This window comes from Wolbachia endosymbiont (group B) of Longitarsus flavicornis (assembly GCF_964028135.1).
In the GTDB taxonomy this organism is placed as follows: Bacteria; Pseudomonadota; Alphaproteobacteria; order Rickettsiales; family Anaplasmataceae; genus Wolbachia.
This window is the reverse complement of record NZ_OZ034758.1, coordinates 1,722,229-1,735,271: the sequence shown is the minus strand read 5'-3', so window position 1 is coordinate 1,735,271 and position 13,043 is coordinate 1,722,229. Positions and strand designations below refer to the sequence as shown.

Annotated in this window: 13 protein-coding genes; 9 read left to right on the top strand and 4 right to left on the bottom strand. The window is 34.1% G+C overall.

What is annotated here, in order from left to right; genetic code table 11:
• Positions 1 to 19: 19 nt before the first annotated feature.
• Positions 20 to 1,252 carry a hypothetical protein gene (locus ABWU45_RS08315; RefSeq protein ID WP_353278514.1) on the bottom strand — a complete coding sequence of 411 codons (1,233 nt, stop codon included), beginning with the start codon at positions 1,250 to 1,252 and terminating at the stop codon, positions 20 to 22.
• A gap of 70 nt (positions 1,253 to 1,322) precedes the next feature.
• Positions 1,323 to 2,189, bottom strand: a complete 867-nt coding sequence (locus ABWU45_RS08310; RefSeq protein WP_353278513.1) for an ankyrin repeat domain-containing protein — start codon at positions 2,187 to 2,189, stop codon at positions 1,323 to 1,325.
• Positions 2,190 to 2,423: 234 nt separating this feature from the next.
• Here ABWU45_RS08310 and ABWU45_RS08305 point away from each other — a divergent pair, with 234 nt between their 5' ends.
• From ABWU45_RS08305 to tnpC, 6 genes are all read left to right on the top strand, one after another.
• Positions 2,424 to 3,107 (top strand): phosphatidylserine decarboxylase, encoded by a 684-nt coding sequence (locus tag ABWU45_RS08305; protein ID WP_353278512.1) that lies wholly within the window; start codon positions 2,424 to 2,426, stop codon positions 3,105 to 3,107.
• Positions 3,104 to 3,874: a CDP-alcohol phosphatidyltransferase family protein gene (locus ABWU45_RS08300; RefSeq protein WP_353278511.1), complete on the top strand. Its 771-nt coding sequence runs from the start codon at positions 3,104 to 3,106 to the stop codon at positions 3,872 to 3,874. The genes ABWU45_RS08305 and ABWU45_RS08300 overlap by 4 nt, the downstream gene beginning before the upstream one ends.
• Positions 3,875 to 3,896: 22 nt before the next feature.
• Positions 3,897 to 5,231 (top strand): alanine/glycine:cation symporter family protein, encoded by a 1,335-nt coding sequence (locus ABWU45_RS08295; protein ID WP_353278509.1) that lies wholly within the window; start codon positions 3,897 to 3,899, stop codon positions 5,229 to 5,231.
• 2 nt (positions 5,232 to 5,233) lie between these two features.
• Complete coding sequence (locus tag ABWU45_RS08290; protein ID WP_353278508.1) at positions 5,234 to 6,700, top strand: alanine/glycine:cation symporter family protein; 1,467 nt, start codon at positions 5,234 to 5,236, stop codon at positions 6,698 to 6,700.
• Between the two features lie 12 nt (positions 6,701 to 6,712).
• Positions 6,713 to 7,288: a glycerol-3-phosphate 1-O-acyltransferase PlsY gene (gene plsY / locus ABWU45_RS08285; RefSeq protein WP_052264701.1), complete on the top strand. Its 576-nt coding sequence runs from the start codon at positions 6,713 to 6,715 to the stop codon at positions 7,286 to 7,288.
• A gap of 118 nt (positions 7,289 to 7,406) precedes the next feature.
• Entirely contained in the window at positions 7,407 to 8,759 is a 1,353-nt protein-coding gene (gene tnpC, locus ABWU45_RS08280) for an IS66 family transposase (RefSeq protein WP_353279066.1), read from the top strand.
• A gap of 181 nt (positions 8,760 to 8,940) precedes the next feature.
• Here tnpC and ABWU45_RS08275 read toward each other — a convergent pair whose 3' ends face one another.
• Positions 8,941 to 9,066 carry a hypothetical protein gene (locus ABWU45_RS08275; RefSeq protein ID WP_019236432.1) on the bottom strand — a complete coding sequence of 42 codons (126 nt, stop codon included), beginning with the start codon at positions 9,064 to 9,066 and terminating at the stop codon, positions 8,941 to 8,943.
• 76 nt (positions 9,067 to 9,142) lie between these two features.
• Here ABWU45_RS08275 and ABWU45_RS08270 point away from each other — a divergent pair, with 76 nt between their 5' ends.
• Positions 9,143 to 9,280 (top strand): hypothetical protein, encoded by a 138-nt coding sequence (locus tag ABWU45_RS08270; RefSeq protein WP_019236431.1) that lies wholly within the window; start codon positions 9,143 to 9,145, stop codon positions 9,278 to 9,280.
• A gap of 406 nt (positions 9,281 to 9,686) precedes the next feature.
• On the opposite strand, the gene ABWU45_RS08265 is transcribed toward ABWU45_RS08270, so the two are convergent.
• The gene (locus ABWU45_RS08265) at positions 9,687 to 10,709 is read right to left on the bottom strand and encodes a virulence RhuM family protein (protein WP_353278506.1); all 1,023 of its coding nucleotides are present in this window, start codon (positions 10,707 to 10,709) and stop codon (positions 9,687 to 9,689) included.
• A gap of 514 nt (positions 10,710 to 11,223) precedes the next feature.
• Here ABWU45_RS08265 and ABWU45_RS08260 point away from each other — a divergent pair.
• Together ABWU45_RS08260 and ABWU45_RS08255 are read left to right on the top strand one after the other, a co-directional pair.
• Positions 11,224 to 11,682, top strand: a complete 459-nt coding sequence (locus ABWU45_RS08260) for a crossover junction endodeoxyribonuclease RuvC (RefSeq protein ID WP_353278505.1) — start codon at positions 11,224 to 11,226, stop codon at positions 11,680 to 11,682.
• A gap of 103 nt (positions 11,683 to 11,785) precedes the next feature.
• A complete protein-coding gene (locus tag ABWU45_RS08255) occupies positions 11,786 to 13,024 on the top strand; it encodes a DNA modification methylase (protein ID WP_353278504.1) in 1,239 nt (412 codons plus the stop codon).
• The last annotated feature ends 19 nt before the right edge of the window (positions 13,025 to 13,043 follow it).

Sequence of the window (13,043 nt, the reverse complement as noted above, 5' to 3'; positions counted from 1 at the left end):
GGCGACAATCAAATACAATTTACCTTCTCCTTTCAATTGGACTTTCTAGCTCAACACAGGATAAGTTGCTCATACACTCTTCTAATATTTCATTCTTTTTATCATTGTTTAATCTATTGCTGAACTCTTGACACCTTCTCTCAAGAGCTGAATGCGTAGTCATAATATACCTTACTGTTTCAGATGATAACTCTGGTAACTCGCTACGGATCCTTTCTTGTTCTGTTCCAGAGAAATTGGTGAAATTGGCTCTGGCCATTTCAGGGAATTTTTGTGTGATCGTTTCTTTTATCATTTCTCTAGCCTCTTCTCCATCGAGTGTAATAACCACTGATGGATGTAAGCCAGATAAAGACTCAAATAATTTATTGTATGTTCCACCTGCACAACTTTGACCTTGATTACCGTAAGTTGTTGCAGCGTCTACAAGACCTTTTACAAACATATCTTTTCTGTTTTTTATGTCTTCATCATTCAAAGTAGTTCTTTGATTTTCTATCCCTGTATTTCTATCATTGCAGGCTTTCCAACACAAAATAGCTGCTTGCTTTAATGTTAACTTACTATGATTGTCTTTAAAATTATCTCCTGTTCTATTGATAAATCTTAAGCATTCAAGTGCATGAGATTTATCGCCTTCTGTAAATTCATTTGATTGTTTGATGTACTCTTCAATGTCGGTTGTGTTGCCTCTATTTAGCTGTACATAGAATTCATCTTTGCTTAAATTCTCTTTATACTTTTCTATGAGTCTATCAACACTCAAGTTTATACTAGCAACTGCACTTGGGTCATGAGTAGTTTGTGCCATAAAAGGAATGGCTGCTAAATCTTGAAAGAAAATAGGCCTTTCTTCCTCTGGAATTTGTTGTATTAAATCGTTAAACTGCTGTATTTCTTCAATGAGTGATTTGTTTAGCAACCATAAGCACAATATAGGCAGTACCAAAAGCACACAGGAATTAATAATGTGTATAATTAAAAAAATGCTTAATGTTATTCTAATAACATTTTTTGGCCACGCTGATAATCTTTTTTCATTTTCCCTTGGTTTGAAAAAATAATTTACTAATGATAAATACAAAGAGAGCTGTACAAGAAGAAAAAATGAAGGAATCATACTTACTAATAAAACTATATTAATGAATCTTTTAATTTTATTAGTGTTGTTGTAAGCATTTTGCACTCTTTCTATTAAAGCCTGTACTCTATTTCTATTCTGCTGTTGATTATTATTTTGACCTGCAAACATACCCTGTTCTAACATTAATATATCATGCTATAGAAAGAATGTAAAGAAAGCAAGAAATTTAGAGCTGCTTTTATTTTTGCTTGATTGGGGATATCACTTCTACACTTTCTGCTCCATCTAAGGTACTATTTGGTTTTTTTGCAGTAATCTTGGGAGTTACTTTATTCTCGATATCTGCTCCATATGAGCTAAGTACTTCAATGGCCTTTTCATTTCCACTATTGAGTGCAATATCCAAAGCATCTATTCCATCTTTATTTTTGTGGTTGATAAAATCCTTCAACTGATCTCTACCAAAGCTTTCTATATATTGTTTAATGATGAGTTCCACTACTTTTCCAGGACAATTATTAGCAGCAGGAAAAAGTATTGTGTTGTTATTATTATCTTTTTTCGTTATGTCTGCTTTGAGTTTATTTATCACATACTCGATAACTTCTATTCTGCTATCATCCTCTGCTTCAGTGCATTGCCTAATAGCTAAAAATAAAGCTTTACGCCCATTATTATCAATATCTTCAATATTCTGTCCCTTATCAACCAAGGCTTGCATTACACTTTTATTTCCATATAAAGCAGCAAGGTGAAAAGGTGTATGTCCTTCAGTGCTTTCCCTTTCATTAATTAACGCACCATGGCTAGCTAGCAATTCTATGAACTCTGGCGTGTTTGCAAAAATTGCAAGGTGCATTGGTGTTAAGTCGTCTTTACCATGATTTCCAGTTTTTGCGTTAACGTTTGCTCCGTTATTTATCAGCAATTTCGCTATTTCAAACTGCTTATACCCGATAGCAACATGCAGTGGCGTACGATTACGTTCATAATTATCATTGACATTTGCACCAGACTTTATTAGTAGCTCTGTAGCTTCAATATCACCTGCCTTAATTGCAACGTATAAAGAAGGAGATTCATCTTTTTCTATTTCCCCTGTCATACGAAATTGCGAACATATTAATTCATAGATTATTAAGGATTATTATTAAGTTTTTATTAAAATAATATTAATAATAGTTAAAAAACTTCAATTTTTATTAAAAAATTTACATCTATCAGCGATTTTATAAGCAAATGTTTATATAATAATTCGAAAAGTGAAACAGTAAAAAAAAGCTTTTCATGAGAAATTATAAATGATAAATTATTAATAATGAATTATTGAGAATAAGTTATGTGCTTTGGTTTGCCTAACATAAACAGAGAAGGTTATTTATTTATAATTGTTTCCTTTATAGTAACGTGTATAGCATTTTCTATATCTTGGGGGACTGGCATTACTTGCTTATTACCAACACTACTATGTACTTATTTCTTTCGTGATCCAGCAAGAGCTGTACCAAACAATAAGGATTTTATATTAAGTCCCGCTGATGGTGTGGTTTCAAAAATTGAAGAAGTTAGTTACCCTTTATCAGAAGAGAATAGAGAAGAGAAAAAGTTTACGCTTGTCAGCATATTTCTAAGTGTTTTAAATGTTCATGTGAATCGTATACCAATATCTGGTACGATAAAGGAAATGAGCTACAAGAAAGGCAAGTTTGTTTCTGCAATGAGTAATAGGTCCAGTAATGAAAATGAAAAGCAGGTTATTGTGATTGAGTATGAAAAGGAAAAAGAAATCATTGTGGAACAAATAGCTGGATTTATCGCACGCCGCATTGTTTGTAATTTAAGAGCGTCTCAGAATGTAAAAGCAGGTGAAAGGTTTGGAATTATAAGATTTGGTAGCAGAGTAAATATTTATATTCCTATTGGTATAGAAGTAAGAGTTTCAGAAGGACAAACTGTTATTGGCGGTGAGACAGTTATAGCAGATTTTAATAAACAAGAGAAGCTTACCTTTGACATTGTATGAATAACGATGAAAGTAACGGTAAATCCTTACCTATTACCAAGTTATTTCCAAATTTTATAACTTTACTGGGTTTATGTGCTGGCCTTACTTCACTTAAATTCACATTTAATGAACAATGGGAATTTTCAGCAATTTTTATTATCATTGCAGCAATAATAGATGGAATGGATGGCAGAATAGCAAGAATTCTAAAATCAACTAGCGATTTTGGAGCACAGCTTGATTCTTTTGCAGATTTTCTAAATTTTGGTTCAGCACCTGCTTTTCTTTTATATTTTTGGAAATTAAAGGAAATTAAAGTTGTAGGTTGGATCTTAGTAATGATATATGTAATCTGCATATCAATAAGACTTGCAAGATTCAATGTTTTACTACATTCAGAACAATTATACTGGAAAAAATTTTTCTTTTCCGGCGTTCCAGCTCCTGTATGCGCTTTACTTGCTCTGTTACCAATAATTATTACCTTTCAATCTCATGAGAGTGAATACTTACTTCTTATAGAGCAATTTTTTAACGTAAAGAATACAGCTTGTTACTTTTTGGCCATTTCATTTTTTTCGATAAGTCATATTCCAACTTTCTCTGCAAAGTACATTTATGTTCCTAGAAGCCTATCCTATATATTTGTGTCGTTTTTTGGAATATTGATCATACTGTTTATAAGCAAGCCCTGGATAACACTACCAATTTTAGGTGCATTGTATATACTTACTATTCCAATAAGCACTGGATTTTATATATACTACACATATAAAACTCATTAGCTATATAAAAGTAGTGAGCAGCATGATTGTAAAAGCAACTGATCTATTAAACTCTTTTTTATATATAAAGATATTCAACATACCATTTATAATTATTTGGGTAATTGCAACTGGGGTTTTTTGTACGATTCGATTCAAATTCATTAACTTTAGGTTGTTCAAATATGGGATACAAACACTATTCAACCTAGAGAGCCATAATAATAACGGCATAATCACCCACATTCAGGCATTTGCAACGGTAATTTCAGGAACAGTTGGTCTTGGAACAATATCAGGAGTTGCAATAGCTATTACAATAGGGGGGCCAAGTGCAGTTTTTTGGATGATAATTACCGGAGTACTTGGCATGTCAATAAAATTTGCTGAAGTAGTGCTTGCATTTACTCATCGCTCTGAAAACACAACTGGTGGGGCTTTTTATTATATGGAACATGGACTTGCAAAGATTGGATTTATGAAGACTGGCAAATTCCTTGCATTTATCTACGCAGTTATGCTGCTTGTTGCAATGATTCTAGGCGGCATACCATTTCAGGCAAATCAAATTGCAGCGTTGTCAAGTAACTTATTTGAATACAACACATCTGTTATTATCTCGCTATTTGTATTAATTGTAATACTGGGAGGAATAAAGCGAATTGCTTTAGTTGCAACAGGTTTAGGACCGATCATGATAATGTTATATATAGGCATGTGTATATATTTAATCTGTGTAAACGGAAATAATCTACTGAATGCTCTATCTATAATATTTCAAGATATCTTTAACAAATCAGCTATAGGAGGTGGAGTATTGAGTGGATTAATAGCAGGGGTAAGAAGGTCAGTGTTTGCTAATGAAGCAGGTACTGGAACAGCAGCTATAGCACATTCGATTGTAAAAGAGAAAGACCCAGTTAAAGTTGGAAGTGTTGCAATGATTGCACCATTTGTAGACACAATATTAGTCTCATTTTTGACTGGTATTGTGATAATTATCACCGATATGCATAGCACTAATACCGTAGGTGATATTACGTTAGTTAGCTCAGCATTTTCAACAGCCTTGCCTTTATTGAGCAAGCTAGCTCTTCCGCTGATAATGTTTTCCTTTGCATTTTCCACAATAATAGCTTACTATTACTACTGTGAAGTTGCCCTGTTGTACTTATTTGGTAACAAAAAAGTACTGATATTGTTCCAAATTCTTATAGTGGGTTCAGTGTATATCAGTTGTATGTCAAAAAATATAGAATTTATATCTTATTTAGGCGATAGCCTGTTTATGTGCCTTATGATTCCAAATGCTGTTGCAATATATCTACTGAGAAGGGAAGTCTTAAATACAATAGATTCTTATTACAAAAGGTATTAAACATGATTTATAGATTGCTTTGCATGATGTTATTTTGCCTATCGTTTAACGATGTATACGCTGCTTCAGTTTTTCATAAAAGTTATGACACTGCATTAAATGGAGTAAGCAACTTCATGAATGAAGTGTTGTTTTTCAAGATCTTTCACGTACCATTTATAATTCTTCTATTGGCTTTTGGTTATATATTTCTAACACTACGTTTTAAATTTCTCAACATAAGGATGTTTAAGCATGCATTCGCTATTTTATGTGGAAAATATGACACAGATCATCACGATGGTCACATTACTCATTTTCAGGCATTTGTAACCGCGCTATCAAGCACAGTAGGTCTTGGAACTGTTGCCGGTGTTGCAATTGCAGTTTCAATGGGAGGACCAGGAGCGGTACCTTGGATGATGATTACAGGCTTTTTTGGTATGTCAGCAAAATTCGCTGAAGTGACTTTAGCATTCAGGCACAGAACAGAAGGTCAAGAGCAGTTATTTAGTGGTCCTTTTCAATATATAAGAAATGGGCTAGAGGAATTTGGATTTAAAAAACTTGGTATCGTACTGGCTGCAATATATGCAGCGGTTTTTGTATTATCAGGTCTTGGTGGAAGTGTAGCGTTTCAAACTAACCAAATGGTTTCAATATTATCTGGTTATTCAAATTGGATAGATGGTCATCCTTGGTTTCTCTCTTCCATAATTTCTACGTTACTTGCTCTGGTGATTATCGGTGGAATCAGGAGAATAGCTAAAGTCTCTTCTGCGCTGGTGCCTATTATGTCACTCATATATATTTTGAGTTGTTTCACGATTATTGCATTCAATATTCACAATTTTAGCAATACATTAAAAATATTGTTTTCCAGTATGATAGACTTCAATGCTGTTGGTGGTGGAGTAGTAGGAGCATTTGTCGCTGGGATTCAAAGGGCAATTTTTGCCAGTGAAGCAGGTGTTGGTTCTGCTGCAATTACTCACGCTGTAGCTAAAGATGAGGAGCCGGTTAGGACTGGTCTAGTTGCTATGATAGAACCATGCTTCGATACAATGTTAATTTGTTGTTTGACAGGAATAACAATAGTAATAACAGGCGCATACCAGACTGGCATTGGCGAGGGAATATTGATCACCCAAAAAGCATTTGAAACAGTTTCTTCTTGGTTTCCTATACTTTTAACCATCGCTGCGCCTTTGTTTGCGTTTTCCTCAGTAATTTCATTTGTATATTGTTGTGAAATGGGATGGCTGTATTTGTTTGGTGTAAAAAGTGTAGTAATATATCGTATAGCGGTAGTGGTAGTTGCATTTTTGTCAGGTTTGTCTAAAGATATAATGGCTATTGCTAATATTGGTGGGGCTTTATTCTCTTGTTTAGCACTCATCAATATGACAGCACTTATACTGTTTAGCAATCAGATTAATGATGAAGTTCAATGCTATCTAAAAAGACTGAGGAATAACAAGATCAACTAGATTTTTAGTATAATGGAGAAATATATAATTCTTATATTATCTTACGTAATCGGTTCAATACCGTTTAGCTTAATTATTGCAAAAATAAATGGTATAAATTTAAGAGAAGTAGGTTCAGGAAACATTGGTGCTACAAATGTTGCAAGAACAGGAAATAAGAGACTTGCTGTCCTCGCATTATTTTTAGACTCTTTGAAAGGATTTGTCGCGGTTTATACAGCACAACAATTTTGTGATAATAACGATTTTTATATATATGTATCTGCAATTTTAGCAGTTCTAGGGCATATGTTTCCTATTTGGCTAAGGTTCAATGGAGGAAAAGGGGTTGCAACAACTTTGGGAGTTTTGATAGCACTTAACATTTCTATAGCATTAGCATTTGTATTTGTCTGGCTAATAGTATTTTTTATCTTTCGGTACTCCTCTCTTGCTTCCTTGGCTGCTACTGCAGCAGCTGTTATAGCATCTTTCTTTTTTCAAAAGGAGTTATTCCTTATACTACTCACTGTAGCGATATTAATTTTCTTGAAGCATTACAAAAATATTGCAAATCTTCTGCAAGGCAGAGAACGTAAGTTTTTATGAGCTATGTCTCATGTATCCGTTCAGAGGTATGGTAAGGATAAAAAAGAATTGACATAACATATCAAAGTAATAATAACAGAAAATGTTGATAGTAAGGTAAGGCTAGATGCTTCAATTGTTGATCAGTATTGTAGAGTTATGTAAAAACTTAGAGCAAAAAGTAGCAAAGCTTGAAGAAAAAAATAAAATCTTAGAAATAGAGAATGCTGAACTAAGAGAGAGACTTGGCTTGAACTCAAGGAATTCATCTTTACCAAGTTCAAAAGAGCTGTACAAAATAAAAAAAGACACACCAGAAGATAAGTCAGAGGGTGGCAGGAAGATAGGGGGTCAAGTTGGTCATAAAGGAAATTATCGGATAAAAATGGAAGCAGATGAAGTAATTAGAGTAAGATTACATGATACTTGTGAATGTGGTGGAGAAATTGCAGTATGCAACAAACCCTATATTCACCAGAATGTTGATCTCCCAAAAATTAAGCCTTACGTAGTGGAATACCAACTAGAACATGGGCGCTGTCGTAAATGCGGAAAAAGAAGGAGTAGCAAATTACCAGAAGGAGTTACACCTGATACCTTTGGTCCTAGAGTTAAGTCAGTAGTTGCATCACTAAGTGGGTTTTATAAGAATTCAAAGCGAGAAATAGCGAATATCATGAAAGACATCTTTAACATGAGTATAAGTGTTGGTAGTGTGTCCAATAGCGAAGCAAGGGTCTCGTCAAAATGTAAAGAAGCCTATGAACAAATAGAGGAAGAAATGAAAGCAAGCGAAATTTTGCATATTGATGAAACCAGTCACTATAACAAAGGTAAATTGGAATGGTGCTGGATGTTTGCCAACAATAAAGCAAGTCTTATGAAGTTAGCAGATACAAGAGGAATGAAGTTTTTAAAGAATAGTGCATTTTGTGATTACAAAAATCGGGTAATTACCGACAGATATGGAGTTTACAACCACTTCAGTGATGAAAAACGACAAATTTGTTGGGCTCACTTATTGAGAAATTTCGAGAGGTTATCTCATAGCTGGAATAGTGAAGTAATGAGACTTGGCCATTGTTTAAAAGATGCAGCTAATGGATTATTTACATTAAAAAACGCTTTGTCAGAAAATGAAATTAGTATTTCAAAGTTCACTAAGCAAGCTAAAGAGTTACGAAGATTTATGCAGTACTGCATGATAAAAATATCTTATATACTTGAAGCAAAAGGAGCTTCACGAACGGTAAAGGGTATTATAAAATCCGAGCCAATGATGTGGACATTTTTGGATGATCCAGAGAATATTCCATTAACGAATAATCATGTTGAGCGACAAATACGGCATTATGTTGTCTATCGTAAGAATTCATATTTTGCACAGTCAGAGCGAGGGAATAGATTCCTTGAGCGGATAATTTCGTTGTATCTCACTTGGAGGCAAAAAAAGTTAAATCCATTTCAAAACCTTCTATCTATTGTCTCTTAAGCCACACCTCTGAACGGATACGAACGGATACTTTTAATGCGGATTTAAAACGATTCTATGACTTTGGGGTACAATTATACCACCAAGACCTAAGTTGCTTACGTAGAATAGCTTAAAACTCAATTACAAGGGACTTCTAAATTATTTTCTACTTTAAATTTTTACTTGTTATAAAAAAACTTCACTTTAGTTTATCACGTCTTTTATTCGTTGTAAAATATTTTTTCAAACAGGCAAAGTAGTCATCAACTGATGTTTGAATTACGTATGCTATTCCATCAAAATATAAATCAATAACTGCTGGCATATCAGAGGCTTATAAATATGGTCATAAGTTAGATGCAGAACGTTCTCGTAGACATTTTTACACTTGTGTTGAAGGTATGGAAGAGAAAGTTACAAACCAACTAAATAAGGATATTACAGTGTATGAAAAGATTTTACCAACCGATTACAAATCGCCAGAATATGGAAGTATTGTGCCAGTTGAAGATTCAAACATTTGGCTTTACTATAATTAGATCTCAGCTACAATACCAGACTCCAGAACTCTTCAGTCTTGGCAGAATCTGGTGCAGTTTATGAGATCTGGTACTTTCTGCTAGCAAAAAAATGATGTATTTTCAATAGTTTAAGGGTTGACAGATTTCTGAGCTGCAATCTGGTTTAGGTGGCAAAAAACTTAGGAATATTGAGGGGTTTTGACCAGTTTTCAGTCTCTAAAGTTTTCTATTATTATATAATAATAAGTAGTATGAATTAACATATACTACTTTCATCTTACTACTCAAAAAACTTAACTTCTGCAAAAAGGTAAAAGCCACTACAATTAAGTTTCAAAGCGATTCTACAACCCACCAACAAGATAGCTTAAAACTCAATTAAAAGGCATTTCTAAATTGTTTTTTACTTTTATGAAATTTAGCTCTAAGTTTTTACACTTTTTTGATCAAGACTTTTCTTTTCTTCCACCAATTTATCAAAGTCTGACTTATATGACTTATCCTGTGTTTTTCTAAATACCTCATATTCTTTTGTAGCTAGGGCAATTGCTACTTCATGAGAGGTTTTGCCATAATTCTGTAATATATCTTGCTCATTAAATCTTAAAAATGCATCGAGTTTCTCTTTCCAATCCTTCATATACATTACTTTACCCCTGGCAGCTTGAAACTCTGCGTAATCTATATACATATTTACTATTCTGTTTAGCTGAGCAATTTCATTTTTATCTAAATAGTTTTTTGCTACTTGCGTGTCAGAAAGAAAGATTTTTCCCTTAGGTGCCTTACGCCAATTTGTTAATCCCATATTAGGTTTACTTCTATCCACTCTGTTTGCAATAATTTCTGCTGCTGTATTTCCAGTAATAGCAAAATGCAATTTATTCTGCACTACAGCAAAGAAATTTTTCGTTTCAGTTGAACAGCTTACATAGTCTACTGAAGTTGCGTAAATATCTGTGATTTTCTGATAAGCCATACGCTCACTTGCACGAATTTCTCTAATTTCTTCAAGCAACTCATCAAAAAACCGAGTGTCAAATCTAGAGCCATTTTTAAATCTATTGCTATCAATCACGAAACCTTTGAAAATATACTTCTTTAGCTTATCAGTTGCCCATGTACGAAAAGCAGCACCACGCTCTGAATTGACACGATAACCAACTGATATCACAGCCTCTAAATTGTAGAAAACCACATCACGTTTTACTTCTCTTTCTCCCTCTTTTTGAACTATCGAGGATTCCTCGGTAGTTGAGTTTTTATCTAGTTCTTTACATAGATAAATGTTCTTTAGGTGCAATGAAATATTATCAGTTGAACAGCCAAATAACTCAGCCATATGTTTCTGAGTAAGCCATAGATTTTCATTTTCAAATCTAACTTCAATACATACCTTTCCATCATCTGTTTCATAGAATAAAATTTCATTATGATTCCTGTTCATACACTTCCTTTAACACCCTTTGAAAAGCAAATAAAAAGTACTATTAATGATTAGATTGATATAAGTAAACTTACACGTAAGTTTAACATTTTTTTATCCATTGTAAAGAAAAAATTTATATGAAGGAGAAAACTCACTTTGCAATAGCTTTCATAAGTTCCTTGTATCTCTCATCTTTTTTTATTGAGTGTTCTCAGAAAACCTTTAAACTAGCTGATAGCAAGAGAAACAAAGTGTTTGCTAAGTTGCGTAATTGAGAAGAAATAACTTAACTCAAACAAAAAAATTTAGTGCAAATCAAATTTCCAACCTCATTTCTAGTATATATCTGTTAAGAGGTAGTTGAAAGAGCTACTATAACGTAGACAACCTTAATCCATATACTTCTTAGGAGTAGCACATGATTCTCGAATTTCCGTTGTTGGCCAACAAAAAAACTATAAACCGCTTTTTGATAGTACGTTCGAGGAACCAAACGATATTTTGGAATCAGTGCTACTTATAGTTTTAAATAATGTCAATCCTAACACTGGACCTCGGTAAACAGACAGGCTGGGCAATTCTAACCAATGGAGTAATTGAAAGTGGAAGCAAAAGTTTTCATGGTAGCCGTTTTAGCGGAGGTGGCATGTGCTTCTTGAATTTTCGTAATTGGCTTAATTCTTTGAAACATGAGTTCACTGCAGTGTATTTTGAAGAAGTGAGAAGACATCTAGGAACTGATGCAGCTCATTGCTATGGTGGTTTTCTTGCAGTGCTGTCTGCTTGGTGTGAAGAACATCATGTGCCATACAAAGGTGTTAATGTTAAAACTATAAAACGCTTTATAGCAGGCAAAGGCAATGCAAGTAAGAGTGAAGTTATTGAAGCGATACGTGAAAAAAGTTTTTTACCTAGAGATGATAATGAGGCCGATGCTTTGGCATTAATGTTCTATATTAGTAAAGATATTAATAAGACGAAAAATCCATAAAAAGTGGGTCCTTTCGGCCATACTGGCGGATTTGGTGGGTTTGACCCCAGGCCTTCTTTAGCGTCAGAGATATTTTAAATATTAACTTTTTAATTATTAAGATATGAATTTAGCAATCCACTATTATCCTACTCGAAACCTAGTTGAATATGAGCGTAATCCACGTAAAAATGACGATGTAGTCAACAGAATGTGTGCTTCAATCAGGGAATTCGGCTTTCGTATACCAATAGTTGCAAAAAGCGATGGTACTGTAGTTGACGGTCATTTAAGACTTAAAGCAGCAAGAAAACTTGGTATGGAGAGTATTCCAGTGGTCTTAAGTGATAATCTAAATGAACCACAAACTAAAGCTTTTCGATTACTGGCAAATCAATCAGCTAATTGGGCAAAGTGGGATGATGATCTTTTGAAGGTGGAAATTCAAGAGTTAGAAGATTTGGAGTTTGACCTTAAAATGACTGGATTTGAGCTAGAAAAAGTCCAGCGCTTTCTTGATAATCTTGATGGAAGGGAAGAACAAGAGGAAAAGGGAGAAAAATTTTCTGATTTAGCTGGTGATGACAAAAAAGTGGAAATAACAAAACCAGGTGATCTATGGATTTTAGGTGGTCATCGAATCTATTGTGGTGATAGCTCTTTAGTTGAATCATATAAAGCGGTATTAGATAATAAAATGGCAGATATTACCGTATGTGATCCTCCATATAACGTTGATTACGGTAGCAGTCAGGAGAGAGAAGAGAAAAAAATATTAAACGATAATCAAGGTGAAAAGTACGAACTTTTTCTCTACGACATCTGTTCCCATATTTTAGCATATACGAAAGGTGCAATTTACATCTGCATATCATCATCAGAGTTTTCAACGTTGCAAAAAGCATTTGAAGAGGCAGGAGGAAAATGGTCAACATTTATCATTTGGGCAAAGAATCATTTTACGCTAGGCAGGTCTGATTATCAAAGACAATACGAAGCAATGCTCTATGGATGGAAAAGGGGCAATAAACGTGAGTGGCATGGGGGTAGAAATCAAAGTGATCTGTGGTTTTATGATAAGCCAACACATAACTCATTACATCCAACAATGAAGCCAGTAGAGCTAATGGAGAGAGCAATAGTAAACAGCAGCAGATCAGGAGACATAGTACTTGATCCATTTAGCGGTTCTGGAAGTACACTGATTGCATGTGAGAGAACAGGAAGAATTTGCAGGACAATAGAGCTAGATTCAAAATTTGTAGATGTAACCATAAAACGTTGGCAAATATATACCGGAAGAGATGCCCTTTTAGCCAGTACTGGTAAAACTTTTGCGGAAATTCAAGAAGAAAATTCGTAAAAAGGAGCAAAAAGAGAGG

Bases quoted from the DNA above. Each gene is read 5' to 3' on its own strand.
- ABWU45_RS08315 (WP_353278514.1), bottom strand. From the start codon at position 1,252: ATGTTTGCAGGTCAAAATAATAATCAACAGCAGAATAGAAATAGAGTA.
- ABWU45_RS08310 (WP_353278513.1), bottom strand. From the start codon at position 2,189: ATGACAGGGGAAATAGAAAAAGATGAATCTCCTTCTTTATACGTTGCA.
- ABWU45_RS08305 (WP_353278512.1), top strand. From the start codon at position 2,424: ATGTGCTTTGGTTTGCCTAACATAAACAGAGAAGGTTATTTATTTATA.
- ABWU45_RS08300 (WP_353278511.1), top strand. From the start codon at position 3,104: ATGAATAACGATGAAAGTAACGGTAAATCCTTACCTATTACCAAGTTA.
- ABWU45_RS08295 (WP_353278509.1), top strand. From the start codon at position 3,897: ATGATTGTAAAAGCAACTGATCTATTAAACTCTTTTTTATATATAAAG.
- ABWU45_RS08290 (WP_353278508.1), top strand. From the start codon at position 5,234: ATGATTTATAGATTGCTTTGCATGATGTTATTTTGCCTATCGTTTAAC.
- plsY (WP_052264701.1), top strand. From the start codon at position 6,713: ATGGAGAAATATATAATTCTTATATTATCTTACGTAATCGGTTCAATA.
- ABWU45_RS08275 (WP_019236432.1), bottom strand. From the start codon at position 9,066: ATGCCAGCAGTTATTGATTTATATTTTGATGGAATAGCATACGTAATT.
- ABWU45_RS08270 (WP_019236431.1), top strand. From the start codon at position 9,143: ATGGAAGAGAAAGTTACAAACCAACTAAATAAGGATATTACAGTGTAT.
- ABWU45_RS08265 (WP_353278506.1), bottom strand. From the start codon at position 10,709: ATGAACAGGAATCATAATGAAATTTTATTCTATGAAACAGATGATGGA.
- ABWU45_RS08260 (WP_353278505.1), top strand. From the start codon at position 11,224: ATGTCAATCCTAACACTGGACCTCGGTAAACAGACAGGCTGGGCAATT.
- ABWU45_RS08255 (WP_353278504.1), top strand. From the start codon at position 11,786: ATGAATTTAGCAATCCACTATTATCCTACTCGAAACCTAGTTGAATAT.